A 431-nucleotide genomic window follows, 5' to 3' on the forward strand; every position below is an offset into this window, starting at 1 on the left:
CCATCAATTGCCCTCAGTACTAAAAGCTCTGGCGTCTTCGTTCGACTGCACCAGATTGGCAAGTCGCGCGTTCAAAGCCTGTTGTTCATTCACAAGCGACACTTGCCGCTCATATGCTTCATCCGAATACTTCGCCTGCATCGTCGCCGTCGCCTCGGCCAAAGCCGCATCCACTTCCGGCCGAGTCACCAGGATCGCGATCGCCTCGTCGAGGTCCTCGCGTGCCCTGGCGGGGTCGGCGTCCTTTTGCGTAAACGAACACGAGAGTTGGTCGGCCCGCAGCAAATCTTGCGCGATTATATCAAATCCAGATGCCGCCAATATGGTAAGAAGGTGCTCACTATCAAGCGCCTGATGTTCGACGGCCGAATCAATCATCGCATCGAGCAGATGGGCGAGGGCGGGATCGGTCAAATGCAGCCGACCCAACT

At 56.8% G+C, this 431-nt stretch carries 1 protein-coding gene; it reads right to left on the bottom strand.

Annotated features, from left to right (window positions below; genetic code table 11):
• Positions 1-3: 3 nt before the first annotated feature.
• Positions 4-431, bottom strand: a 428-nt coding sequence (locus AACY19_RS27475; protein ID WP_339454639.1) for a hypothetical protein, incomplete at its 5' end; no start/stop codon positions are given.

Source organism: Pseudomonas sp. EA_5y_Pfl2_R50, from assembly GCF_963970475.1.
Lineage (GTDB): Bacteria > Pseudomonadota > Gammaproteobacteria > Pseudomonadales > Pseudomonadaceae > Aquipseudomonas.